This is a genomic window from Streptomyces sp. NPDC051136, from assembly GCF_044455745.1.
Taxonomy (GTDB): domain Bacteria; phylum Actinomycetota; class Actinomycetes; order Streptomycetales; family Streptomycetaceae; genus Streptomyces.
This window is the reverse complement of sequence record NZ_JBITFE010000007.1, coordinates 203,132-225,760: the sequence shown is the minus strand read 5'-3', so window position 1 is coordinate 225,760 and position 22,629 is coordinate 203,132. Positions and strand designations below refer to the sequence as shown.

Sequence of the window (22,629 nt, the reverse complement as noted above, 5' to 3'; positions counted from 1 at the left end):
GGTTCCTCCAACGCGGGCTGTGTACGGCCTAGTACGACTTGGGAAGGCCCAGGGTCTGGTGGGAGACGTAGTTGAGGATCATCTCCCGGCTCACCGGGGCGATCCGGGCGACGCGCGACGCCGTGATCAGCCGGCCGAGACCGTACTCGCGGGTGAGGCCGTTGCCGCCGAGGGTGTGCACGGCCTGGTCGACGGCCTTCACGCAGGCCTCCCCGGCCGCGTACTTCGCCATGTTGGCGGCCTCGCCGGCGCCCACGTCGTCGCCCGCGTCGTACAGGTGGGCGGCCTTCTGCATCATCAGGCGGGCCAGTTCGAGGTCGATGTGGGCCTGGGCGAGGGGGTGCGCGATGGCCTGGTGGGCGCCGATGGGGGTCTTCCACACGGTGCGCTCACGGGCGTAGGCGAGGGCCTTGCCGAGGGCGTGGCGGCCCATGCCGATGCCGAACGCGGCCGTCATCACGCGCTCGGGGTTGAGACCGGCGAAGAGCTGGAGGAGCCCCGCGTCCTCGTCGCCGACCAGGGCGTCGGCGGGCAGCCGTACGTCGTCCAGGGTCAGCTCGAACTGCCGCTCCACGGCGTTCAGTTCCATGTCGATGGGGCGGCGCCCGAAGCCGGGGGTGTCGCGCGGGACGATGAACAGGCAGGGCTTGAGCCTGCCGGTGCGAGCGTCCTCGGTGCGGCCGACGATCAGGGTGGCGTCGGCGATGTCGACGCCGGAGACGAAGACCTTGCGTCCGGTGAGGATCCAGTCCCCGGTGGCCGCGTCGCGGCGGGCGGTGGTGGTGATGCGGTGGCTGTTGGAGCCGGCGTCGGGTTCGGTGATGCCGAAGGCCATGAGGCGGGTGCCGTCGGCGAGCGGCGGGAGCCACTCGCGCTTCTGTTCCTCGGTGCCGAAGCGGGCGATGACGGTGCCGCAGATCGCCGGGGAGACGATCATCATGAGCAGGGGGTTGCCCGCGGCGCCCAGCTCTTCGAGGACGAGGGAGAGTTCGGTGATGCCGGCGCCGCCTCCGCCGTATGCCTCCGGCAGGTTGACGCCTATGTAGCCGAGCTTGGCGGCGGCTTGCCAGAGGCGTTTGCCGTCGTCGGCGTCGAGGACGTGGGGCTGGGTCCTGGCGAAGGCCGATACCGCCTCGCGGAGGGACTTGTGCTCTTCGGATTCGACGAGGGTGGACATCTGCGTGCTCCTTCGGTGCGGGCTTCGTCGTGGCTTGTCGCGCAGTTCCCCGCGCCCCTAGGACGCTTGCACCACCGCCAGCAGGGAGCCGACCGTCACTTGCTGTCCCGGTACGGCGTTCAGCGCGGCGAGCGTTCCCGTGGCCGGAGCAGTGATCCGGTGTTCCATCTTCATGGCCTCCAGCCACAGCAACGGCTGGCCCGCCTGGACGGTGGCGCCCTCCGTCAGGCCGTCCGCGACGCGCACGACCGTGCCGGGCATCGGCGCCAGGAGGGAGCCGGGGGCGTGCTGGGTGGTGGGGTCGGGGAAGCGGGGCAGGGCGGTGAGGCGGGTGGCGTCGACGTGGACCTGGTCGCCGTAGCGGGCGACGGCGAAACGGCGCTGCACGCCGTCGGTCTCGAGGACGACCAGGCCGGCGTCGGCGTGGACGACGCGGACGCCGTCGGCGGCGAGACCGGTACGGGTGTGGCGGTAGCGGACCTCGACGTCCTCGCCGTCCACGGCGTAGCGCTTGACCTGGGGTCCCGAGGGCAGGTTGCGCCAGCCGCCGAAGCGGCCGGCGCGGGTGCTCGCGTCGGCCAGGGCGGCGGCCAGGGGGGCGAGCGGGTCGGGGGCGGGCCGCGTCAGGCCGGTCAGGTGGCGGTCGTAGAAGCCGGTGTCCATGCGGCCGGAGGTGAACTCCTCGTGGCGCAGGGAGCGGACGAGCAGGTCGCGGTTGGTGACCGGGCCGTGGATCGCCGCCCGTTCCAGGGCTCCGGCGAGGCGGCGGACGGCCTCGGCGCGCGTGGGCGCGTGGGCGACCGCCTTGGCGAGCATCGGGTCGTAGTGGACGCCGATGTCGTCGCCGTCGGTGCAGCCGGTGTCCAGGCGGATGCCGTCGGGCACGGTCAGGCGGTGCAGGCGGCCGGTCTGCGGGGCCCAGCCCCGGGACGGGTCCTCGGCGTACAGGCGGGCCTCGACGGCGTGGCCACGCGCGGGCGGGGGATCGCCTTCGAGGGCCTGTCCTTCGGCGATCGCGAGCTGGAGGGCGACGAGGTCGATGCCGAAGACGGCCTCGGTGACGGGGTGTTCGACCTGGAGGCGGGTGTTCATCTCCAGGAAGTGCGCCCTGCCGTCGGCGACGAGGAACTCGACGGTCCCGGCGCCGGCGTAGTCGACGGCGCGGGCGGCGCGTACGGCGAGGTCGTGGAGCTCGGCGGTGAGCCCGGGGCTCAGTCCGGGCGCCGGGGCCTCCTCGATCACCTTCTGGTGGCGGCGCTGGAGGGAGCAGTCGCGGGTGCCGAGCGCCCACACGGTGCCGTGGGTGTCGGCGAGGATCTGCACCTCGACGTGGCGGCCGTTCTCCAGGTACGGCTCGACGAACACCTCGCCGTCGCCGAAGGCGCTCGCGGCCTCAGCGCGGGCGGCGGTCAGTTCGGCGTCGAGGTCGGCGAGGTCCCGGACGACGCGCATGCCGCGTCCGCCGCCGCCGGCCGCCGCCTTCACCAGCACCGGCAGGTCGGCCTCGGTGACGTCGGTGAGGGGCGCGAGGCCCATCAGCTGCTTGGCACGCGTCTTGGACGCCATCGCCTCGATGGCCTCGGGCGGCGGCCCGATCCACACCAGCCCCGCGTCCCGCACCGCGCGCGCGAAGTCGGCGTTCTCGGAGAGGAAGCCGTAGCCGGGGTGGACGGCGTCGGCTCCGGCGGCGACCGCGGCCTTCACGATCAGGTCGCCGCGCAGGTAGGTGTCGGCGGGCGACGCGCCCGGCAGGCGTACGGCGGCGTCGGCCACGCGCACGTGCAGGGCGTTCTCGTCGGCGTCCGAGTGCACGGCGACGGTGCGGATGCCCGCCTCGCGGCAGGTGCGGAAGACGCGGCAGGCGATCTCGCCCCGGTTGGCGACCAGTACGGAAGCAATCACGTGGTTCCTCACATCCGGAAGACGCCGAAGCCGCCGCGCGCGCCCTCGTAGCGGGCGGTGTGGACGGCGGACAGGCACAGGCCGAGCACGGTGCGGGTGTCGCGGGGGTCGATGACGCCGTCGTCGTAGAGCCGCCCGGACAGGAACATGGGCAGCGACTCGGACTCGATCTGCTGCTCCACCATGGCGCGCAGGGCGGCGTCGCCCTCGTCGTCGTACGGCTGTCCCTTCGCGGCGGCCGACTGGCGGGCGACGATGGACAGGACGCCGGCGAGCTGCTGCGGGCCCATGACGGCGGACTTGGCGCTGGGCCAGGCGAAGAGGAAGCGCGGGTCGTAGGCGCGGCCGCACATGCCGTAGTGACCGGCGCCGTAGGAGGCCCCCATCAGGACGGACAGGTGGGGGACGCGGGAGTTGGAGACCGCGTTGATCATCATGGCGCCGTGCTTGATGATGCCGCCCTGCTCGTACTCCTTGCCGACCATGTAGCCGGTGGTGTTGTGGAGGAACAGCAGCGGGATGTCCCGCTGGTTGGCGAGCTGGATGAACTGGGCCGCCTTCTGCGACTCCTCGCTGAACAGGACGCCCCGGGCGTTGGCGAGGATGCCGACCGGATAGCCGTGCAGGCTCGCCCAGCCGGTGGTCAGGCTGGTCCCGTACAGGGGCTTGAACTCGTCGAAGTCGGAGGCGTCGACGATCCGCGCGATCACCTCGCGCGGGTCGAAGGGGGTGCGCAGGTCGCCGGGGACGATGCCGAGGAGTTCCTCGGGGTCGTACTTCGGCGGTTCGGCCAGCGGCGGATCGGCGTACGCCTTGCGGTGGTTGAGGCGGGCGACCACGCGGCGGGCCTGGCGCAGGGCGTCCGGTTCGTCGACGGCGAAGTGGTCGGCGAGGCCGGAGGTGCGCGCGTGCATCTCGGCGCCGCCCAGCGACTCGTCGTCGCTCTCCTCACCGGTGGCCATCTTGACCAGCGGCGGCCCGCCGAGGAACACCTTGGCCCGCTCCTTGACCATGATCACGTGGTCGGACATGCCGGGGATGTAGGCGCCCCCGGCGGTGGAGTTGCCGAAGACGACGGCGACCGTGGGGATGCCGGCCGCCGACAGCCGGGTCAGGTCCCGGAAGATCGCGCCGCCCGGGATGAAGATCTCCTTCTGGGAGGGCAGGTCGGCGCCGCCGGACTCCACCAGGCTGATGCAGGGCAGCCGGTTGGCGAGCGCGATGTCGTTGGCGCGCAGGGCCTTCTTCAGCGACCAGGGGTTGCTGGCGCCGCCGCGCACGGTCGGGTCGTTGGCGGTGATCAGGCACTCGATGCCCTCCACGACGCCGATGCCGGTGACGAGGGAGGCGCCGACCGTGTACTCGCTGCCCCAGGCGGCCAGCGGCGACAGCTCCAGGAACGGCGTGTCGGGGTCGAGGAGCAGCTCGATGCGCTCGCGGGCCAGCAGCTTGCCGCGCTTCCGGTGCCGGGCGACGTACTTCTCGCCGCCGCCCGCGAGGGCCTTGGCGTGCTCGGCGTCCAGGTCGGCGAGTTTGGCGAGCATCGCCTCGCGGTGGGCGCGGTGGTCGGGGGCGGCCGGGTCCAGGGCGGAGGACAGGACGGTCACAGCGGGGCCTCCGGGGTGTACGGCGGGGCGGTCACGACGGGGCCGTCCGGGACGGGCGTGTACGGCGGGACGGGCACAGCGGCGCCGACCGGGACGGACGTGTACGGCGGCACGGGCACAGCGGCGCCGACCGGGACGGACGTGTACGGCGGCACGGGCACGGCGGCGCCGACCGGGACGGGAGCGTGCGGCGGGGCGGTCACAGCAGGCACTCCGGGATGTCCAGGTGCCGGGAGCGCAGCCACTCGCCGAGCGCCTTGGCCTGGGGATCGAAGCGGGCCTGTGCGGCGACGCCCTCGCCGAGGATGCCCTCCACGACGAAGTTGAGGGCGCGCAGGTTGGGGAGTCGGTGCCGGGTGACGGGCAGGTCGCGGGCCTCCGGGATCAGCTCGCGGAACCGGTCGCCGGTCAGTTCGTGGGCGAGCCAGCGCCAGGCGTCCTCGGTCCGCGCCCACACGCCGACGTTGGCGTCGCCACCCTTGTCGCCGCTGCGGGCGCCGGCCACCAGGCCGAGCGGGGCACGGCGGACCGGGCCGGGCGGGAGGGGCGGCGGCAGGGGTGGTTCCGGTACCGCGTGGAGTACGGCGGTGTCCTGGGCGGGCGGCACCGCGACCCGGCGTCCGTCGGGCAGCACGGCGACGTGCTCGACGGTGTCCTGGGGGACGTGGACGGCGTCGAACACGCCGTAGGGCGCGCCCTTCCCGGGTGGCGCCAGTACGTGGAAGCCGGGATATCCGGCGAGGGCCAGCTCGATCGCGGCGCCGCTCAACGCCCGTCCGACCGCCTGCTGGTCGGCGTCCCGGACGACGAGCCGGAGCAGGGCGCTCGCCGTCTCCTCGGTCGGGGCGTCGGGACGGTCGGTGCGCACCAGGTCCCAGCGGACGTCGGCGACCTTGCCGAGCGCGGGTTCCATCTGGTCCCGCACCAGCGCGGCCTTGGCCTCGACGTCCAGGCCGGTGAGCACGAAGGCGACCTCGTTGCGGAAGCCGCCGAGGCGGTTGAGGCCGACCTTGAGGGTGGGCGGCGGTGCCTCGCCGCGCACGCCCTCGACGCGGACGCGGTCCGGGCCGTCCTGGGTGAGCCGGACGGTGTCGAGCCGGGTGGTGACGTCGGGTCCGGCGTACCGGGCGCCGCCCGTCTCGTACAGCAGTTGCGCGGTGACGGTGCCGACGTCGACGAAGCCGCCGGTGCCGTCGTGCTTGGTGACGACGAAGCTGCCGTCGGCGTGCAGTTCGGCGAGCGGGAAGCCGGGCCGCCGTACGTCGCCGTCCTGGAAGAAGGCGTAGTTGCCGCCGGTCGCCTGCGCCCCGCACTCCAGCACGTGCCCGGCGACGACGGCGCCCGCGAGCCGGTCGTACTCGGCCGGCCCCCAGCCGAAGTGCGCGGCGGCCGGCCCGGTGACCAGCGCGGCGTCGGTGACGCGTCCGGTGACGACCACGTCGGCGCCGGCCCGCAGGCACGCGGCGATGCCGAAGCCGCCGAGGTAGGCGTGCGCGGCCAGCGCCCCCGGGTGGGCGGCGGTCAGGTCGTCGCCCTCGACGTGCGCGACGCGGACGGGGACGCCGAGCCGCTCGGCCAGCGCCCGTACGGCGTCGGCGAGTCCGGCGGGGTTCAGGCCGCCCGCGTTGGCGACGATCCGGACGCCCCGCTCGTGGGCAAGGCCGAGGCACTCCTCCAGCTGGCGCAGGAAGGTGCGGGCGTATCCGGCGCCGGGGTCCTTCAGGCGGTCGCGGCCCAGGATGAGCATGGTCAGCTCGGCGAGGTAGTCACCGGTGAGGACGTCCAGGGGACCGCCGGTGAGCATCTCGCGCACGGCGTCGAAGCGGTCGCCGTAGAAGCCGGAGGCGTTGCCGATCCGGAGCACGCTCACCTGGACTCCCCCTTCGGCGGGCGTCCGGCTCCCGGCGGTCCGGCGAAGGCCTGGGCGATGTCCAGCCAGCGGTCGGCGTCCGGCCCCTCGGCGGCGAGGTCGAGGTCGACGCGGTGGGCGCGCTGGGTGGCGAGCAGACAGAAGTCGAGCGCCGGGCCGGTGACCCGCTGGGCGGCGGCCTCGGGACCGTACGTCCACAGGTCGCCCCCGGGGCCGGTGAGTTCGACGCGGAACGGCTCGGCGGGCGGCGTGAGTCCGTGGGCGGCGTAGGCGAAGTCCCGGGCGCGGACGCCGATGCGGGCGACGTGCCGCAGGCGGTCGGTGGGCGGGCGGGAGACGCCGAGGGCCACCGCGACGTCCAAGCCGTGCGCCCAGGTCTCCATCAGGCGGGCGGTGGCCATGGAGGCGGTGGCCATGGGTGGGCCGTACCAGGGGAAGCGGGCACCGGGGGCGGCGGCGCGCAGCGCTCCGTCGAGGGCGGCGCGGCCCTCCCGCCAGGCCGCCAGCAGCACGGCGGGGTCCTGCGCGGCCCCCTCGTCGGCGGCGTCGTCGACGTAGCGGTCGGGCGCCGCGAGGGCCTGTTCGATCAGCCCCTTGAACCCGTCCCCGTCGGTGACGGCGATGTGGGCGGCCCGGTCGGTCCAGTGCAGGTGCGCGATCTGGTGGGCGATCGTCCAGCCGGGCGCCGGGGTGGCCGTGCGCCACTCCTCCGGGCTCAACTTGGCCACCAGCGCGTCGAGTTCCTGGCTCTCCTCGCGCAGGTCCTCGATCACGGGCGTCGGGTCGGACACGGGTCGCTCCCCTCGGGCACGGTGGCGTGCGGCGCGGTGTGGTGAGGAGCATGGCAGGGGCGGTGACAACAATCAAGCACGCTTGCATGATTTTCGCGTGACGCTCGAACGCCGCTCGGCCGCCGGGAGTTGCTAGTGCTTCTCCGCGGGCCAGACCGTCGTGTCCATGGTGACGAAGGCGGAGTCCGGCATGGCGGTCGACTTCACCTGGACGACGAGCAGGGCGATGTCTCCGTTGCTCCGCCTGACGCAGATCTCCCGGCCGGCGGACGCGGCGGCCAGCGAGAGGCGGTGCTCGGCGTGGTCGGCGGTCATCGCGCGGCACTCCTCGTAGTCGGCACCCGGGTCGCCGAACAGCATCATGAAGACGCCGGTGTCGCTCTCCAGGGCGCAGCCCGGGTCCGCGCAGTCGAGGCGGATGTCCCCCTTGCGGTCCTCGCGCATCGTGCCCTCGGTCAGGTCGATCGAGTTGTCGCCGTTCACCAGCAGGCCGCCGTGGGGTCGGGCCCGTGGTGGTGTCGTCGTCCCCACGGCGGAGCCGCCGGACCCGCTGCCCGGCGAGGCAGACGCGGCGGACCCCGCACCGGCCGCCCCGGCCTCCCCGTCGGTCGCCGACCCCTCCGCCGCCGGCCGGGGCGCACCGGACGCGGACTCCGCCGCCGACGCTGACTCGGACGCGGCCGCCTCCCGGACCCGTTCGATCCCCCGCCCCGCCGCGTCCAGGAGCGCCGACCCCGCCGCGATCACCAGGCCGCACGCGACGACGGCACCGACCGAGATCAGGACGGTGTTCCTCCTGCGGCGCCTGCGCTCCTCCGGCCCGGCCGGCCTGCGCGGCACCGTCGGGCCGCCCGGTCCGACGGCGCCCGGCCAGGGCCCGGGGGCCGCCTGCCAGGGCGCCGGGACGGTCCCCGGCGACGGAGCCGCCGGCTGCGGAACGGTCCACGGCGTCGTGTGCACCGCGGTCGGGCCCGGGGCTGCGACCGGTGCCGCGGCGGTCGCCGGTCCGGTGGCCGCGGCCGGCGGCGGAACCGTCACCGGCGGCCCGGCGATCTCCCGCCACAGGGCCGGACCGGCCTCCTCCCCGCCGTCCCGGCCCAGCTCCCGGCGGCACCACTCGACGACCTCGGTCGGGGTGGCCCGTTCCCCCGGGTCGGCGGCCAGGCACCGGGCGAGCAGGTCGCGCAGACGCTCGGGCACCCCGGACAGGTCGGGCTCCGAGTGGACGATCCGGTAGAGCACGGTGGCGGCCGGGCCGTCGCCGTACAGCGGCTTGCCGAGCGCCGCGAAGGCGGCCGTCTGGCCGAGCGCGAAGATGTCGGTGGCCGCCGTGATGTCACCCGCCGATGCCTGCTCGGGGGCCATGTACTGGGGCGTGCCGATGGTGCTGCCCGTGGCGGTGTGCGCGGTGCTGTCGGCGGCGAGCGAGATGCCGAAGTCGATGACCCGCGGCCCGTCGCCGGCCAGCAGGACGTTCGCCGGCTTGAGGTCCCGGTGCACGATCCCCGCGCCGTGGATGGCCTGCAGCGCCTCGGCGACCCCCGCCATCAGCCACAGCACCGCGGGCACCGGCAGCGGCCCGCTGCGCGCGACGGCGTCCGACAGGGAGGGCCCGGGCACGTACAGCGTGGCCAGCCAGGGCGGGGCGGCGTCCGGGTCGGCGTCGATCAGTTCGGCCGTGTAGGCGCCCTTGACCTTCCGGGCCGCCCCGATCTCCCGGCCGAACCGCCGCCGGAAGGCCGGGTCGTCGGCCAGCTCGGACCGTACGACCTTGACGGCCACGGGCCGGCCGCCCCGGGTGTGCGACAGGTAGACCCGCCCCATACCGCCCGCTCCGAGGCGTGCCGCGAGACGGTAACCGGCCACCGTGCGCGGATCGTCGTCCTGCAAGGGCTTGAAGACCCCGGCCGGGTGATTCATCGGTTCCCTCCCCGTGATCCCGATGAGCTGACCAGGGACGCAGCCTATGCGGTGCGGCTGCCGCCCGGCCCGTCCGGGGTGCCGGGGTGCTACGGGACCTCGGGGAGCGCCTTCGCCTTCCGCCGCCCCACCTGGGTCCGTACGGCGCCCATGCTCGCCGCGATGACCAGGGCGATGGCGGCGGACTGGGTGGCGGACAGGGCCTGGTCGAGGATGAGGAAGCCGGCCGCCGCGGCGATGGCGGGTTCCAGACTCATGAGGATGGCGAAGGTCGGCGCGGGCAGGCGGCGCAGGGCCAGCAGTTCGAGGGTGTAGGGCAGGACGGAGGAGAGCACGGCGACCCCGGCGCCCAGCGCGAGCGTCGTCGGGTCGATCAGCTTCGCCCCCGACTCGGCGATGCCCAGCGGCAGGAACAGCAGCGCCCCGACCACCATCGCCAGGGCCAGCCCGTCGGCCTGCGGGAAGCGCCGTCCGGTGCGGGCGCTGAAGACGATGTACGCCGCCCACATCGCGCCCGCCGCCAGGGCGAAGGCGGCACCGGCCGGGTCGAGGTCGTCGAAGCCGCCGCCGCTCAGCAGGAAGACGCCGGCCAGGGCGAGCCCGGCCCAGACCAGGTTGACCGCGCGGCGGGAGGCGAAGACGGACAGGGCGAGCGGGCCGAGCACCTCCAGGGTGACGGCGGGACCGAGCGGGATGCGGTCGACGGCCTGGTAGAAGAGGCCGTTCATACCGGCCATGGCGATGCCGAAGACGACGACCGTGCCCCAGTCGGCCCGGGAGTGGCCGCGCAGCCGGGGCCGGCAGACCACGAGCATGACGACGGCGGCCACCACCAGCCGCAGGGTCACCACGCCGAGCGCCCCGGCCCGCGGCATCAGGCTCACCGCGAGCGCGGCACCGAACTGCACGGAGATCCCCCCGGCGAGGACCAGACCGACCGGCCCGAGCGAACCGAACCGCCCGCCCGGCGCACCGTCCGGCGCGGACGCGTGACCGGCGGCGGCTGCCGCCTCGGGGGCGGCCACGGGGGCGACGGCCGGGGAGGAGGTGCCGGGCGTGACGCCGGCGTCGGCGCGGGGGGTACTCACGGGGGCTCCGGACGGTCTGCGGGTGGATGTCGTTCAGCACACTGTACTGCGCAGTCCATAGCATTGGACTGTGTCAGGCATGTACCGCTCTCACGCAACTGTCAGGGCCGGGTGCCGTCACTGTCAACGCACGTCCGCCAGGCGAACGGGGCGGGCCCCCCGGAGACGCCGACGAGCCGGGCGGGACCGGCCGCCCCGAGGCGCTCCGGCGAGGCGGGACCGCCCGGTCGTATCCGCGGACCGCCCGGTCATACCCGCGGACCGAGCGGGTACCGTCCGCTCTGTGAGACCACTCCTGACCCGCCTCTGGCGCCTGCTGCGCCCCGTGCAGAGCCGCGTGATGTGGTGGGTGAACGCCAAGTTCGTGGTCGGCGTGACCGGCGTCGTGCGGGACGACGAGGGGCGGGTCCTCATGCTGAAGCACCGGATGTGGGCCCCGGGCCGCCAGTGGGGACTGCCGAGCGGCTTCGCGCACAAGGGCGAGGACTTCCGGCAGACCGTGGTCCGTGAGGTCAAGGAGGAAACCGGCCTCGACGTGGAGGTGGGCCGGCTGGTCATGCTGAACAGCGGCCTGCGCACCCGTCTCGAGGTGGCGTTCGAGGCCCGGCTGCTGGGCGGCGAGCTGCGCCTCGACCCGTTCGAGATCCTGGAGGCCCGCTGGTGCCGCCCGGACGACCTCCCGGAGGACGTCCAGCCGGTGTGCCGCCCGCTGGTGCGGGGCGAGACGACGCCCTGATCGGGGGCCGGCGCCTGCCCGGGCGGGCCAACGGAGCAAGCACCTGGCCGCGTGACCCGACGCGATCGCCGCGGTCCACGGAGGTCTCGTCCGCAGTGCTTGCGGCTGGTGTCCGCGTCGGGGCTCCCCAGGGCCTCGTAGAGTGACCCGGACGTCCCCACGGCCCCCGCGCCACCGCTGAGTTCGGAGCCCTGCCCGCATGCTTTTCGACGTCTCCCGCGGCGAACTCGCCGACACCTTCGGCGAGCACCGGCTCGCGACCCTGCCCGCCACCGCCTTTCCGCCCCTCGCGGCGGGCACCGAGGGCGCCCGCCTCCTCCAGACCGTCGGCGCCCCCACCGGAACGCTCCTGCTGCGTGAGCCCGCCGCCGCCGATGAGGACGGCCGGCTGCCCCTCGTACGGGACGTCGTCGACCCGGAGGACTTCGAGGGGGCGCCCCCGGAGGCGGGCGGCTGGCCCGTCGTCGGCTGGCTCCTCAACGCCCACCTCGCCCTGGACCCGGACAGCGGCACGGTGTACGCCGTCGACCCCGACGAGGAGACGGTGCGGGCACTCCACACGGACGTCTCCTCGCTGGTCCGGGTCACCGCCCGGTTCCAGCGTCTGCTGGAGGAGTTCGCCTTCGGCGACGAGGAGGACGAGGAGGCCGGCTTCGTGCGCCTGGAACGCGAGGTCGAACGCGTCCGCCGGGAGACGAGCGACGTCGACCCGCTCCCCTTCCGGGACGACGAGACGGTCTGGGCGGTGGTCGGCGAGGAGATCGCGATGGGCCAGCGGTTCGCGGGCGACAGCCCCGGCGCCCGCTCGCTCTACGGCTGACGGCTGGCGACGCCGCCGGCAGCCCTCCGCTCACCCCCTGGTCACCCCATGCTCTTGGCGCCGTCCAGGGACTCGCGGATGATGTCGGCGTGCCCCGCGTGCTGGGCGGTCTCGGCGATGACGTGCATCAGCACCCGGCGCGCCGACCACTCGGTGTCGGCCTGGAACCACGGGGCCTTCGGCAACGGCTGGGTGGCCCCCAGGTCGGGCAGGGCGGCGACCAGTTCGTCGGTGCGGCGGGCCACCTCCGCGTAGTCGGCCAGCACGCCCGCCAGCGTGTCACCGGGCAGCATCCGGAACTCGTCGACCCGCCGGGCCCAGTCGGCCTCCGTCATGGCCGTGAAGTCCCCCATCGCGGACGGTCCCTCCACGATGAAGTCCGCCCAGCCCCGCTCGACCGCGGTCACGTGCTTGACCAGGCCCCCCAGACACAGCTCACTGGCCGTGGTCCGCAGCCCGGCCTGCTCGTCGGTGAGGTCGCGGGTGGTGAAGCGCAGGAAGTGCCGGTGCTTGGCCAGCGTCTCCAGCAGGTCGGCACGCTCACCTGTGACCGTCGGGGCCTCGGTCGGGGCGCTGGTGTTCGGTTCACGGGTGGTCGACTCGTCGATGGCCATGGTCTTCGCCTTCCGGTGTTCCTGCTCCGTCGGTACGAGGACCACGCTATGCGTCGTATAGGTCCGAACATGTCCTAGATCCCGGTCCGGAACGCATGTCGCACGATGCGGCGACGAGTTTCCCCGGCCGGGCCGGTCTACCGTTCGTCACATGCGTGCCGTGCGTGCCATGCGTGCCGTGCGTGCCGTGCGTGACGTGATCAAAGAGGTCCAGGCAGAAGGAGCGACATGACCCAGTTGCTGCGAGTCCAGAACTTCACTGTCTCGAGCGACGGATTCGGTGCCGGCGAGGGCCAGAGCCTCGAGCAGCCGTTCGGCCACGCGGATCCCGGGAAACTGCTCGCCTGGGCCTTCGCCACCGACCACCCTCCCGTCGGCCGCCACGGGGAGGGCACCCGCGGGCTGGACGACTACTTCACCCGGGACTACGCCCGCAACATCGGCGCGGAGATCATGGGCCGCAACAAGTTCGGACCGCAGCGCGGCCCCTGGCAGGACCACGAGTGGCAGGGGTGGTGGGGTGACGAGCCCCCGTTCCACACGCCGGTGTTCGTCATGACGCACCACGAGCGCCCGTCGTTCACGCTCTCCGACACCACGTTCCACTTCGTCGGCGGCGACCCGGCCGCGGTGCTCGCCCGGGCGAAGGAGGCGGCGCGGGGCCGCGACGTCCGGCTCGGCGGCGGGGCCACGACCATCCGGCAGTTCCTGGACGCCGGCCTCGTCGACACCCTGCACGTGGCGGTCGCGCCGACGGAGCTCGGCTCCGGGGCCCGCCTTTGGGACTCCCCCGACGAGCTGCTCGACCGGTACCACCGGGACGTCGTGCCCAGCCCGAGCGGCGTCACGCACCACCTGTTCTGGCGGCGGTGACACCGGACCGGCCGGGCCGGACGACGGGATCCCGGACGGCTGCCGCGCCGGACTCCACCCGCGCGCCTCGGTGAAGCGGTCCGAGGACCTCACCCGAGGCGCGTCCCGGTCACCGCGCCGTCACGCCTTCACGGGCGGGCGTACGGCCGGGTCATGACCTCCATGTTGTGCCCGTCCGGGTCGTCGAAGTAGACGCCGCGCCCGCCGAACAGACCGTTGGTCCGGCCGGGTTCGGTGTGGCCGGGGTCGGCGTAGTAGGTGACCCCGACCGCCTCCAGTCGCGCGATCACGGCGTCGAACTGCTCGTCGGGGATGAGGAAGGCGTAGTGCTGCGACTGGATCGGCTCATCTCTCTTCTCGTAGTAGTCGAGCGTCACACCGTTGCCGAGGTCGACCGGCAGGAACGGGCCGAACGGGGCGCCGACCCTCAGGCCCAGGACGACGGCGAGGAACTCGGCGGACAGGTACCGGTCGCTTGCGTAGACGGCGGTGTGGTTCAGCTGGACGCCGGCCTGCGGCAGTTCGGATGCATGCGGGTGCTGCTGGTCAGAGGACATGTGTGCGTATCTCCGGTCTTGGGTCCGCGGGAACTGGGCGCCGGATGCGGGCGCCGGGAAGCGAAGACTCGAAGAAGGGGGCGGGCCTCTCGCCCGCCTCGGGCTCACGCCGAGGCCGGGAACCTCACTCGTGCGTGGCCCATGGCCGACCCGGCAGTCACCCGACCGACCTTAGCGATCACCACGGGCGGGGACAACACCGTTCATCGGCCACATCCCGGCCACGGTCCGGGCCCGCAGCCGGATCCAGCCCGGCACGCCCGCCATGCTCCCTCCCGACCCGAGGGCCAGGTCGGGACGCCCGTCCCCGTCGAAGTCGGCGGCGCCTTCCGGCGCGGACGCGGCTGTCGCTCCTCTTCGGAAGCGTGCGCCGGTTGCCCCGTTGCCGCGGCCTGGCCCTCAGTCCGCGACGAAGGGGGCGTATCCGGCTGGGACTTCGCTCACCTCCAGGTCTGAGAAGAGCAAGGTCAGATCGTGAGCGTTGGTCTCGACGTGCACCTCGTGGAAGTCGATGCCGAGGGCCTTGGACCAGCGGAGAGCGGCCTCCGACTTGGGACGAAGCTCGGCACCGTACAGCTCGTGGAACCTGACGCCCCAGACGTAGCCGCCGAGGTCGGGGTCGGCGGTCTCGGGGTCGAGCAGGCGGTCGTCCAGGGAGTCGCGCCAGGTGTCGGTGGACAGGAACGTCTCGCACCGGGCTTCGACGCAGTGCCGGAAGAGGTACCGCAGATGGGTCGACGCGCTTCGGGGACCGTTCCACACGTCCACGACGACCTCGTAGTCACGCATGTAGGTCGCGTACCCGTGGTGCACGACCACGGCCCCGACGTGTTCGCTCAGCGTCCGCTGGAGTTCGGCGGTGTCCATGCAGCCCTTCTACCTCACCTGGCGGTGGCGCGGGCTCCGGGGCCCGAAGTGGTACCACGGTGCCACGCCACCCCCGCAGGATCAGCCTGCGGGCGCACCCCAAGTACGGCCCAGAGCTGACGTGTCGAGGAGGGCCCGGCGCCTAACGTCGGCCGTATGACCGCCGGATCGAGCACCTCACGCAGAACCGTCCTGACCGCCCTTCTGGCAGGAGCCGTGTCCGTACCCCTCCTGGGGGCCGCCCCCGCGTCGTCGGCCTCCGTCCCCGCACTGGAGCTGCCCTCCCCCACCGGCCCCCGACCCGTGGGCCGACGCACCCTGCACCTCGTCGACCGGCACCGCAAGGACCCCTGGGTGCCGACGGCGCGGGGCCGGGAGCTGATGGTGTCCGTGTCCTACCCGGCACGCTCGTCCGACGGGGCTCCGGCGGCGTACATGACCGAGAGCGAGGCGCAGCGGCTCCTGGAGCTGAAGGGCCTGGCCGGGGTGGTGCCGGCCGCGACGGTCGCGGGGACGCGTACGCACGCACGGTCCGCCGCGCCGGCCGCGGCCGGCCGCTTTCCCCTGGTGCTCCTCTCCCCGGGCTTCTCCGTGCCGCGCACCACGCTCACCTCGCTCGCCGAGGACCTGGCATCCCGCGGTTACGTCGTCGCCGCAGTGGACCACGCCTACGAGTCCGTCGGGACCGAGTTCCCCGGGGGCCGGGTGCCGCCGTGCGTGGCCTGCGACCGGGTCGGCGTCGATGTCGACGAGGCGACGGTCGTGCGGGGCCGGGCCGCCGACCTGTCCTTCGTGATCGACGAGCTGACCGACCGCCGGAGTGCGGGGGCACTGGCGCGCGTGATCGACCCGGGCCGGATCGGCGCCGCCGGGCACTCGATCGGCGGCGCCGCCGCCCTGGCCACGATGGCGGCCGACCGCCGGGTGCGGGCCGGGGTCAACCTGGACGGGGGCTTCTTCGTACCGGACGCGGGGCACCGCATCGGCCGGCGCCCGTTCATGATGGTCGGCGCCGAGGCGATCCACGGTCCCGGTAACACCGCCGGCGACTGGGCCGCCACCTACGACCGCCTGCACGGCTGGAAACGCTGGCTGACCGTGGCCGGGGCCGGGCACTTCTCCTTCACCGACATCCCCTGGCTGGCGGAGCAGCTGGGGCTGGCCGATCCGGAGGTGCCGCTCCCCGGCGAGCGGGGCTGGTACATCACCCGCGACTACGTCGGCGCCTTCTTCGACCTCCACCTCCGGGACATCCCCCAGCCCCTCCTCCACGGCCCCACGCCCTCCCACCCCGAGGTCATGTTCCAGCGGCCGTAACCGGCCCCACCGGGACCGTCACTCCAGCCCTTCCGCCAGTCCTTCCGCCAGCACCTCCGCCAGATGCCGCCCCCGCACCCCCGCCAGCTGCTCCAGCTGGGTCCGGCACGAGAAGCCGTCCGCGAGGACCACCGCGTCGTCCGTCGCCTCGCGCACCGCCGGGAGGAGCTGGTCCTCCGCGCACGCGACCGACACCTCGTAGTGGCCGTCCTCGAAGCCGAAGTTGCCCGCGAGGCCGCAGCAGCCGCCGCTCAGCTCGCCGGACAGACCTGCGGCCTCGCGCAGCCGGCGGTCGGCCGCGTCGCCCAGGACCGCGTGCTGGTGGCAGTGGGTCTGGCCGACCGCCGGGCGGTTCACGGCGGGCGGGGTCCAGTCGGGTGCGTGGCGCTCCAGGGCCTCGGCGAAGGTCAGGACGCGCTCCGCGAGCCGGGCCGCGCGCGGGTCGTCGTGCAGCAGCTCGGGCAGGTCCGTGCGCAGGGCGGCGGCGCAGCTCGGCTCCAGCACGACGACCGGCGCGGAGGTCTCCAGGACCGGGGTCATCAGGTCGAGCGTGCGGCGCATCACCGCGCGGGCGCGGTCCAGCTGGCCCGTGGAGACGTACGTCAGGCCGCAGCAGACCCGGCCCCGGCGGGCCGTCAGCAGGGCCAGCGGCGACGTCGACGTGCCGTCGCCGATCGCACCGGGCCCCCGCAGCGTCGGCGGCAGCGCCACCCGCAGCCCCGCCGCCTCCAGCACCCGTACGGCGGCCCGGCCGACGGAGGGCGAGAGGTGCTCGGTGAAGGTGTCGGGCCACAGGACCACCAGGTCGCCGTCACCGGCGGGCCCCCGGCGCCGCCCCCGCCACCACCGGCTGAACGTCTCCCCCGCGAGCCGCGGCACCTCCCGCTCCCCCGCGATGCCGCCCAGCCGCTTCGCCACCGCGGCCAACGGCCGCACGGACGCGAGGGCGTTGACGACCGGGGCCGTGCGCGTCCGGGCCGTCCAGCGCAGCCACACCGGCAGCCGGCCCATCGCGTAGTGGGCGGCGGGGCGGCGGCGCCCCTCGTAGTGGTGGTGCAGGAACTCCGCCTTGTAGGTGGCCATGTCGACCCCGACCGGGCAGTCGGAGCGGCAGCCCTTGCAGGACAGGCACAGGTCCAGGGCGTCCCGGACCTCCGTCGACCGCCAGCCGTCCGTCACCAGCTCCCCGGCGAGCATCTCGTGCAGCAGGCGGGCGCGCCCGCGCGTGGAGTGCTCCTCGTCCCCCGTCGCCCGGAAGGACGGGCACATGACGGACGAGCCCGTCACCGACGTCGTACGGCACTTGGCGACCCCCACGCAGCGGCGCACCGCGGCCGGGAAGTCGCCGCCGTCGGAGGGGTAGCCGAACTCGACGTCCACCGGGCCGCGCGGCAGGACGGAGAAGCGCAGGTTCGTGTCGAGCGGCGCCGGGCGGACCAGCATGCCGGGGTTGAGGAGGTCGTCCGGGTCCCAGACGGCCTTCGCGCGTTCGAAGAGGGCCACCGTCTCCTCGCCGTACATCCTCGGCAGCAGCTCCGCCCGCGCCTGCCCGTCCCCGTGCTCCCCGGAGAGCGAACCGCCGTGCGCCACCACCAGGTCCGCCAGCTCCTCGGAGAAGCGCCGGAAGCGGGCCACCCCGGTCTCGGTCAGCAGGTCGAAGTCGACGCGTACGTGGATGCAGCCGTCGCCGAAGTGCCCGTACGGCGTGCCGCGCAGACCGTGGGCCGACAGGAGGCCGCGGAAGTCCCGCAGATAACCGCCCAGCCGGGCCGGCGGCACCGCGCAGTCCTCCCAGCCCGGCCAGGCCTCCGAACCGTCCGCCATCCTGGTCGCCGTACCGCTCGCGTCCTCCCGGATGCGCCACAGCGTCCGCATCCCGGCCGGGTCGGTCACCACTCGCGCGTCCACGACGTCCGCCGCCCGCACGACCGCCTGGGCACGCGCGCGTGCCTCCGCCTCCGTGTCGCCGCCCGTCTCCACGAACAGCCACGCGCCGCCCCGCGGCAGGCCCTCCGTGGAGGGCACCAGGTCGACCGCCATGCCCTCCACCGTGAGCGGGCCGAGCGGCAGCAGTCCGGCCGCCGCCTCCGCCGCGCCCGCCTCGTCGGCGTAGCCCAGTACCGCCAGCGCCCGCGCGCGGGGGGACTCCACCAGCCGGACGGACGCCTCGGTCAGCACGCCCAGCGTGCCCTCCGAGCCGCAGAAGGAGCGGGCCACGTCCGCGCCCCGCTCCGGCAGCAGGGCGTCCAGCGCGTACCCGGAGATGCGGCGCGGGAGGTCGGGGAAGCCGGTGCGCAGACGGGCCAGGTCGGCGTCCACCAGTTCGCGCAGGCCGTCCGGCGCCCCGGCCCACTCCCGCCCGAGCCGCAGCCGCCGGCCGCGCGCGGTCAGCACGGTCAGCTCGCGCACGCTGTCCGCCGTCGTGCCCCACGCCACCGAGTGGGAGCCGCAGGAGTTGTTGCCGATCATGCCGCCGAGCGTGCAGCGGCTGTGGGTGGAGGGGTCGGGACCGAAGCGCAGCCCGTGCGGTGCGGCGGCCTCCTGGAGGCGGTCGAGGACGAGTCCCGGCTGGACGACGGCCGTACGCGCCTGCGGATCGAGGCCGACCAGCCGGTTCATGTGCCGGGTGAAGTCCAGCACCACGCCCGTGCCCGTCGCCTGCCCCGCGATCGACGTGCCGCCGCCCCGCGGCACCACCGGCACGCCGTGCTCCCGGCACACCTCCAGCGCCGCCGCCACGTCGTCGGCGTCCCTCGGCGCCACGACACCCAGCGGGACCCGCCGGTAGTTCGAGGCGTCCATGGTGGTCAGCGCCCGGGAGGTGACGTCGAACCCGACCTCGCCGCGGACGGCCCTGCGCAGTGCTGCCTCCAGATCGGTCATGCCCTCCAGCATGGGCGCTCGTAGCTCCGTACAGGTCCGCTGGGCGGAGATCTCGTCTCATCGGACGGACATGTCTTCGTCCGGTTTGGCCGAGGCGATACCCTCCGGCACGTGGCTGAGATCCAGATTCCTGCTGACATCAAGCCCGCGGACGGTCGATTCGGCGCGGGTCCCTCCAAGGTGCGGGTGGAGGCGCTGGACGCCCTGGCCGCCACCGGTACGTCCCTGCTCGGCACCTCCCACCGCCAGGCGCCCGTGAAGAACCTGGTCGGCAAGGTCCGCGAGGGCATCCGCGACCTGTTCCGGCTCCCGGACGGCTACGAGGTGATCCTCGGCAACGGTGGCTCCACCGCGTTCTGGGACGTCGCGACGCACGGCCTGATCGAGAACAAGTCGCAGCACCTGAGCTTCGGCGAGTTCTCCTCCAAGTTCGCCAAGGCCGCGAAGCTCGCCCCCTGGCTGGACGAGCCGACCGTGGTCTCCTCCGACCCGGGCACCCACCCCGAGGCGCGCGCCGAGGCCGGCGTGGACGTGTACGGCCTCACGCACAACGAGACGTCCACCGGTGTCGCCATGCCGATCAAGCGCGTGGCCGGTGCGGACGAGGGCGCCCTCGTGCTGGTCGACGCGACGTCCGGCGCGGGCGGCCTGCCGGTCGACGTCGCCGAGACCGACGTCTACTACTTCGCCCCGCAGAAGTCCTTCGCCTCCGACGGCGGCCTGTGGATCGGCGTGTTCTCCCCGGCCGCGATCGAGCGCGCCGAGCGGATCCACGCGTCCGGCCGCCACGTCCCGGAGTTCTTCTCGCTGCCGACCGCGATCGACAACTCCCGCAAGAACCAGACGTACAACACCCCGGCCCTCGCCACGCTCTTCCTGCTCGGCGAGCAGCTGGACTGGATGAACGGCCAGGGCGGCCTGGACTTCACCACCGCCCGCACCAAGGACTCCTCGTCCCGCCTGTACACGTGGGCCGACGAGTCCAAGTACGCCACCCCGTTCGTCTCCGACCCGGCCAAGCGCTCGCAGGTCATCGGCACGATCGACTTCGCCGACGACATCGACGCCGCGGCCGTCGCCAAGGTGCTGCGCGCCAACGGCGTCGTCGACACCGAGCCGTACCGCAAGCTCGGCCGCAACCAGCTGCGCGTCGCGATGTTCCCGGCGATCGACCCGGCGGACGTCGAGGCCCTGACGCAGTGCATCGACTACGTGATCGAGAAGCTGTAGCCACCAGGGGTACGACGACGAAGGGCGCCCGACGGACAATCCGCCGGGCGCCCTTCGCACATGCGGATGCCCTACTCGTCGCCGAACAGCTCCTCGGCCCGCGTCACGCCCAGGGAGCGGTCGAGCCAGGAGCCCAGCACATCGAGGTCGGTGCAGCCGGTGACCCGCTCCCGGACGGAGCCGGGGACCTCGACGCCCCGCACCTCGAGGATATGCAGAATGTCCTCGGCCTGACCCGTGGCACGTCCTTCGCGCCAGGACTCTTCGACGATCGTGTTGCTGCCCGGGAAGTTCGGGGTGTAAGTGGCCATCAGATGCCTCCAGTAGTCACGGCCCGGGCCCTCACCCAGACCGATTTCGACGATCGTCAGCGCCGGGTCCTTGACGTGGGCGAGCGCGGAAAGACGGCCAGGTGAACTGGCGCTGGCGTCCGGGGTGTCGGTGCGGGTACTGCGGCACTGGGATGCCTTGGGCGTGGTGTCGCCCGAGCGCACGCCGAGCGGCCACCGTGTGCCTGCTTTGCCCCCGGGCCCGGCCGTCCCCGGCGGTCCTAGCGGCTCAGTCGCTGGAACCTTCGCACCGCCAGCGGCAGGAAGACCGCCGTGAGGACCACCGGCCACACGCCCGCCATCAGCAGCGCGTGCTGTTCGACCCACGAGTCGCCGCCGCCGACCGGCGTGCCGAACAGGTCGCGGGCGGCGGCCGCCGTGGAGGAGATGGGGTTCCACGCGGCCACCCAGCCCAGCCAGTCGGGCATGAGCTGCGGGGCGACGAAGATGCTGGAGATCATCGTCAGCGGGAAGGCCACGGCGAACAGGCCGCCCGCCGCCTCCGGGTTGGGGACCAGCAGGCCCAGCCACACGCCGATCCAGATGAGCGCGAACCGCAGCCACAGCAGCAGTCCGAACGCGGCCAGGAACCCCCAGCCGCCGTCCGGGCGCCAGCCCATGGCCATCGCCGTCAGCATCATGATGGCCAGCTCGGCGCAGGCGACCAGCAGGTCGGTGATCCCCCGCCCGGCCACCACCGCGGAGGAGGCCATCGGCATGGAGCGGAACCGGTCGATGACGCCCTTGGTGGAGTCGTAGACCACGACGGTCGCGGTGTTGATGAAGCCGAAGGCCATCGTCATCGCGAACATGCCCGGCATCAGGAAGTCCTTGTAGTCCCCGCCGCCCGGCACCGTCATCGCGCTGCCGAAGACGTAGCCGTAGAGGAGGACGGACAGGATGGGGAAGCCCAGCTGCCAGGCGATGTTGACGGGCTGGCGCCGGTAGTGGAGCAGGCCGCGGCGGACGAGGTTGGCGCAGTCGGCGAGCAGCCAGTGCAGCCGCCCGCGCTCGGGCGCGGCCGTGGCCGGGTCGAGGGCGCTCATGCCGCCACCGCCTCCTTCACGGCAGTCGTACGGTGTCCGGTCAGGCGCAGGAACACGTCGTCGAGGCTCGGCCGGCGCAGGCCGATGTCCTCCACGGCGACGCCCTCGTCCTGGAGGGTGCGGGCCACCTCCGTCAGCGCCGCCACCCGGTCGGTGACCGGGGCGTGCACGCGCAACGCCTCCTCGTCCGCCTCGGGTTCGCCCTCGCAGACCCGGGCCACGGTCTTCACCACCCTCGGGATCCCGGCCCGGTCGGCGACCACGACCTCGATGCGGTCGCCGCCCACCAGGTCCTTCAGCCCGTTCGGGGTGTCGTCGGCGATGGCCCGGCCCCGGTCGATGACGGTGATGCGGGAGGCGAGCTTGTCGGCCTCCTCCAGGTACTGCGTGGTGAGCAGCACCGTCGTGCCGTCCGCCACCAGTGCGCGGACCGCCTCCCAGACCTCGCCGCGGCTGCGCGGATCGAGGCCGGTGGTCGGCTCGTCCAGGAACAGGACGGCCGGCGCGAGGATCATCGACGCGGCGAGGTCGAGGCGCCGCCGCATGCCGCCGCTGTACTTGCCCACCCCGCGGTCGGCGGCGTCGGCCAGGTCGAACCTCTCCAGCAGCTCGGCCGCCCGGACCCGGGCCCGCTTGCCGCCCAGGTGGAACAGGCGCCCGAACATCTCCAGGTTCTGCCGGCCGGTGAGCACCTCGTCCACGGCCGCGTACTGGCCGGTCAGACCGATCCTCGCCCGCACTTGCCGGGCCTGCCGGACGACGTCGAGGCCCGCCACCTCGGCCCGTCCGCCGTCCAGCCGGACCAGCGTGGACAGGATGCGCACGGCCGTGGTCTTGCCCGCACCGTTCGGCCCGAGCAGGCCGTGCACGGTGCCCTCGCGGACGGTCAGGTCGAAGCCGGCCAGCGCGTGCTTGTCGCCGTACCGCTTCTCCATGCCTTCGGCCCGCACCGCGTATCTCTCACTCATGGGTCCCGGTCCCTCCCCCTTGCCGACGCACAAC

At 73.8% G+C, this 22,629-nt stretch carries 21 protein-coding genes and 1 pseudogene; 6 read left to right on the top strand and 16 right to left on the bottom strand.

All coding sequences use genetic code 11. The annotated features are described in order from the left end of the window. Nucleotides 1-28: 28 nt before the first annotated feature. From ACIBCJ_RS21585 to ACIBCJ_RS21550, 8 genes are all read right to left on the bottom strand, one after another. Nucleotides 29-1,177 carry an acyl-CoA dehydrogenase family protein gene (locus tag ACIBCJ_RS21585; RefSeq protein WP_362502402.1) on the bottom strand — a complete coding sequence of 383 codons (1,149 nt, stop codon included), beginning with the start codon at nt 1,175-1,177 and terminating at the stop codon, nt 29-31. A 57-nt stretch (nt 1,178-1,234) separates the two neighbouring features. After that, nucleotides 1,235-3,079, bottom strand: coding sequence for a biotin carboxylase N-terminal domain-containing protein (locus ACIBCJ_RS21580; RefSeq protein WP_365980750.1), 1,845 nt, complete (start codon nt 3,077-3,079; stop codon nt 1,235-1,237). Nucleotides 3,080-3,087: 8 nt separating this feature from the next. Continuing rightward, entirely contained in the window at nt 3,088-4,686 is a 1,599-nt protein-coding gene (locus ACIBCJ_RS21575; RefSeq protein WP_365980751.1) for a carboxyl transferase domain-containing protein, read from the bottom strand. Then, entirely contained in the window at nt 4,683-4,889 is a 207-nt protein-coding gene (locus tag ACIBCJ_RS21570; protein WP_365980752.1) for a hypothetical protein, read from the bottom strand. The genes ACIBCJ_RS21575 and ACIBCJ_RS21570 overlap by 4 nt, the downstream gene beginning before the upstream one ends. Next, nucleotides 4,886-6,556: an acyclic terpene utilization AtuA family protein gene (locus tag ACIBCJ_RS21565; RefSeq protein ID WP_365980753.1), complete on the bottom strand. Its 1,671-nt coding sequence runs from the start codon at nt 6,554-6,556 to the stop codon at nt 4,886-4,888. Before ACIBCJ_RS21565 ends, ACIBCJ_RS21570 begins: the two co-directional genes overlap by 4 nt. Further along, entirely contained in the window at nt 6,553-7,347 is a 795-nt protein-coding gene (locus ACIBCJ_RS21560) for a TIGR03084 family metal-binding protein (RefSeq protein ID WP_365980754.1), read from the bottom strand. The genes ACIBCJ_RS21565 and ACIBCJ_RS21560 overlap by 4 nt, the downstream gene beginning before the upstream one ends. 132 nt (nt 7,348-7,479) lie before the next feature. Continuing rightward, complete coding sequence (locus ACIBCJ_RS21555) at nt 7,480-9,267, bottom strand: serine/threonine-protein kinase (protein WP_365980755.1); 1,788 nt, start codon at nt 9,265-9,267, stop codon at nt 7,480-7,482. A gap of 89 nt (nt 9,268-9,356) precedes the next feature. After that, entirely contained in the window at nt 9,357-10,355 is a 999-nt protein-coding gene (locus ACIBCJ_RS21550; protein ID WP_393529044.1) for a DMT family transporter, read from the bottom strand. Between the two features lie 283 nt (nt 10,356-10,638). Here ACIBCJ_RS21550 and ACIBCJ_RS21545 point away from each other — a divergent pair, with 283 nt between their 5' ends. Both ACIBCJ_RS21545 and ACIBCJ_RS21540 read left to right on the top strand, forming a co-directional pair. Continuing rightward, entirely contained in the window at nt 10,639-11,091 is a 453-nt protein-coding gene (locus tag ACIBCJ_RS21545) for an NUDIX domain-containing protein (RefSeq protein WP_362502382.1), read from the top strand. Nucleotides 11,092-11,290: 199 nt separating this feature from the next. Next, nucleotides 11,291-11,911: an SUKH-4 family immunity protein gene (locus ACIBCJ_RS21540; RefSeq protein ID WP_365980756.1), complete on the top strand. Its 621-nt coding sequence runs from the start codon at nt 11,291-11,293 to the stop codon at nt 11,909-11,911. Between the two features lie 41 nt (nt 11,912-11,952). Here ACIBCJ_RS21540 and ACIBCJ_RS21535 read toward each other — a convergent pair whose 3' ends face one another. Next, nucleotides 11,953-12,525, bottom strand: a complete 573-nt coding sequence (locus ACIBCJ_RS21535; protein ID WP_365980851.1) for a DinB family protein — start codon at nt 12,523-12,525, stop codon at nt 11,953-11,955. Nucleotides 12,526-12,753: 228 nt separating this feature from the next. Between ACIBCJ_RS21535 and ACIBCJ_RS21530 the strand changes: the two genes are divergently transcribed. Further along, complete coding sequence (locus ACIBCJ_RS21530; RefSeq protein ID WP_362101519.1) at nt 12,754-13,398, top strand: dihydrofolate reductase family protein; 645 nt, start codon at nt 12,754-12,756, stop codon at nt 13,396-13,398. Nucleotides 13,399-13,526: 128 nt separating this feature from the next. On the opposite strand, the gene ACIBCJ_RS21525 is transcribed toward ACIBCJ_RS21530, so the two are convergent. The 3 genes and pseudogenes from ACIBCJ_RS21525 to ACIBCJ_RS21515 form a co-directional block, all read right to left on the bottom strand. After that, on the bottom strand, nt 13,527-13,955 hold the full coding sequence (locus ACIBCJ_RS21525) for a VOC family protein (RefSeq protein WP_365980757.1): 429 nt from the start codon (nt 13,953-13,955) through the stop codon (nt 13,527-13,529). Nucleotides 13,956-14,126: 171 nt separating this feature from the next. Further along, nucleotides 14,127-14,276 (bottom strand): annotated as a pseudogene (locus ACIBCJ_RS21520) (hypothetical protein); the annotation flags it as partial. Between the two features lie 78 nt (nt 14,277-14,354). Then, nucleotides 14,355-14,822 (bottom strand): hypothetical protein, encoded by a 468-nt coding sequence (locus ACIBCJ_RS21515; protein WP_365980758.1) that lies wholly within the window; start codon nt 14,820-14,822, stop codon nt 14,355-14,357. Nucleotides 14,823-14,978: 156 nt separating this feature from the next. Between ACIBCJ_RS21515 and ACIBCJ_RS21510 the strand changes: the two genes are divergently transcribed. Further along, nucleotides 14,979-16,139, top strand: a complete 1,161-nt coding sequence (locus tag ACIBCJ_RS21510) for an alpha/beta hydrolase (RefSeq protein ID WP_365980759.1) — start codon at nt 14,979-14,981, stop codon at nt 16,137-16,139. Nucleotides 16,140-16,157: 18 nt separating this feature from the next. On the opposite strand, the gene ACIBCJ_RS21505 is transcribed toward ACIBCJ_RS21510, so the two are convergent. Continuing rightward, entirely contained in the window at nt 16,158-19,022 is a 2,865-nt protein-coding gene (locus ACIBCJ_RS21505; protein WP_365980760.1) for an FAD-binding and (Fe-S)-binding domain-containing protein, read from the bottom strand. Between the two features lie 111 nt (nt 19,023-19,133). Here ACIBCJ_RS21505 and serC point away from each other — a divergent pair, with 111 nt between their 5' ends. Continuing rightward, nucleotides 19,134-20,252: a phosphoserine transaminase gene (gene serC, locus ACIBCJ_RS21500; protein ID WP_362101534.1), complete on the top strand. Its 1,119-nt coding sequence runs from the start codon at nt 19,134-19,136 to the stop codon at nt 20,250-20,252. 71 nt (nt 20,253-20,323) lie between these two features. Here serC and ACIBCJ_RS21495 read toward each other — a convergent pair whose 3' ends face one another. Continuing rightward, the gene (locus ACIBCJ_RS21495) at nt 20,324-20,746 is read right to left on the bottom strand and encodes a hypothetical protein (protein ID WP_365980856.1); all 423 of its coding nucleotides are present in this window, start codon (nt 20,744-20,746) and stop codon (nt 20,324-20,326) included. On the opposite strand from ACIBCJ_RS21495, the gene ACIBCJ_RS21490 reads away from it, so the two are divergent. After that, entirely contained in the window at nt 20,688-20,858 is a 171-nt protein-coding gene (locus tag ACIBCJ_RS21490) for a MerR family DNA-binding transcriptional regulator (protein WP_399283066.1), read from the top strand. The two genes, ACIBCJ_RS21495 and ACIBCJ_RS21490, sit on opposite strands and share 59 nt — an antisense overlap. Here ACIBCJ_RS21490 and ACIBCJ_RS21485 read toward each other — a convergent pair. Together ACIBCJ_RS21485 and ACIBCJ_RS21480 are read right to left on the bottom strand one after the other, a co-directional pair. Next, entirely contained in the window at nt 20,803-21,627 is an 825-nt protein-coding gene (locus tag ACIBCJ_RS21485; protein WP_362502364.1) for an ABC transporter permease, read from the bottom strand. The two genes, ACIBCJ_RS21490 and ACIBCJ_RS21485, sit on opposite strands and share 56 nt — an antisense overlap. Further along, nucleotides 21,624-22,595, bottom strand: coding sequence for an ATP-binding cassette domain-containing protein (locus tag ACIBCJ_RS21480; protein WP_365980761.1), 972 nt, complete (start codon nt 22,593-22,595; stop codon nt 21,624-21,626). The genes ACIBCJ_RS21485 and ACIBCJ_RS21480 overlap by 4 nt, the downstream gene beginning before the upstream one ends. Nucleotides 22,596-22,629: the final 34 nt, after the last annotated feature.

Bases quoted from the DNA above. Each gene is read 5' to 3' on its own strand.
- ACIBCJ_RS21540 (WP_365980756.1), top strand. From the start codon at position 11,291: ATGCTTTTCGACGTCTCCCGCGGCGAACTCGCCGACACCTTCGGCGAG.
- ACIBCJ_RS21535 (WP_365980851.1), bottom strand. From the start codon at position 12,525: ATGGCCATCGACGAGTCGACCACCCGTGAACCGAACACCAGCGCCCCG.
- ACIBCJ_RS21510 (WP_365980759.1), top strand. From the start codon at position 14,979: ATGACCGCCGGATCGAGCACCTCACGCAGAACCGTCCTGACCGCCCTT.
- ACIBCJ_RS21585 (WP_362502402.1), bottom strand. From the start codon at position 1,177: ATGTCCACCCTCGTCGAATCCGAAGAGCACAAGTCCCTCCGCGAGGCG.
- ACIBCJ_RS21515 (WP_365980758.1), bottom strand. From the start codon at position 14,822: ATGGACACCGCCGAACTCCAGCGGACGCTGAGCGAACACGTCGGGGCC.
- ACIBCJ_RS21555 (WP_365980755.1), bottom strand. From the start codon at position 9,267: ATGAATCACCCGGCCGGGGTCTTCAAGCCCTTGCAGGACGACGATCCG.
- ACIBCJ_RS21505 (WP_365980760.1), bottom strand. From the start codon at position 19,022: ATGACCGATCTGGAGGCAGCACTGCGCAGGGCCGTCCGCGGCGAGGTC.
- ACIBCJ_RS21530 (WP_362101519.1), top strand. From the start codon at position 12,754: ATGACCCAGTTGCTGCGAGTCCAGAACTTCACTGTCTCGAGCGACGGA.
- ACIBCJ_RS21480 (WP_365980761.1), bottom strand. From the start codon at position 22,595: ATGAGTGAGAGATACGCGGTGCGGGCCGAAGGCATGGAGAAGCGGTAC.
- ACIBCJ_RS21485 (WP_362502364.1), bottom strand. From the start codon at position 21,627: ATGAGCGCCCTCGACCCGGCCACGGCCGCGCCCGAGCGCGGGCGGCTG.
- ACIBCJ_RS21525 (WP_365980757.1), bottom strand. From the start codon at position 13,955: ATGTCCTCTGACCAGCAGCACCCGCATGCATCCGAACTGCCGCAGGCC.